At 41.3% G+C, this 557-nt stretch carries 2 protein-coding genes; both read right to left on the reverse strand.

What is annotated here, in order from left to right:
* Positions 1–394: type VI secretion system baseplate subunit TssE (tssE, locus tag IQR33_RS26835; RefSeq protein WP_193844221.1), on the reverse strand; the 394-nt coding region annotated here is incomplete at its 3' end.
* 7 nt (positions 395–401) lie between these two features.
* Positions 402–557: type VI secretion system accessory protein TagJ (locus IQR33_RS26840; RefSeq protein WP_265575812.1), on the reverse strand; the 156-nt coding region annotated here is incomplete at its 5' end.

Here is a 557-nt window from a genome sequence, read left to right on the forward strand (position 1 = left end):
TACTGTTATCAATTAAGCAAGTGGCATTTATCTGTAACCTCAATACCCTATCAATAGCGTTTTTCTCGTCTGAAATCTGGACATGAGGGTTCCTTAACCTCGGCTCAAACTCTTTAATTGCATCATGAACGATGTCGCAAAGCTGATTCTGCCCTTCTTGGCTGCTATAGGGCATTGAGGAAAAATCTGGCAGCCCATAGTTCAATATTGAATAACGAACCTCTAGAAGATCATCAGGAATATTTTTCCATCCAATACGACTATTCAGCATCGACTCTAGATCTCTAAGTAAGCTGCTCAACATCTGTTGCTGGCTTGCAGGGAAGTCTTTCTCATCTCGAGTGAGAGGATCACTATCTATCAATTTGTCGAGCAGAGAAACGGTTAACGACATGATATTTCTACGCTATTTGTTTCTGTTCTAATAATGTAGTCAAATCACAGATTGGAAGCGCTGAGTCACCGACTAACCAACATTTTTGACCCAAGCCAACAAAAGATTCTTGCTCACCAATCTGCTTCCAATCCGTTTCTCGACCTAACTTTTGCGCATCGGT

The sequence above is a fragment of the Vibrio sp. OPT46 genome, assembly GCF_015163535.1.
GTDB lineage: Bacteria > Pseudomonadota > Gammaproteobacteria > Enterobacterales > Vibrionaceae > Vibrio > Vibrio alginolyticus.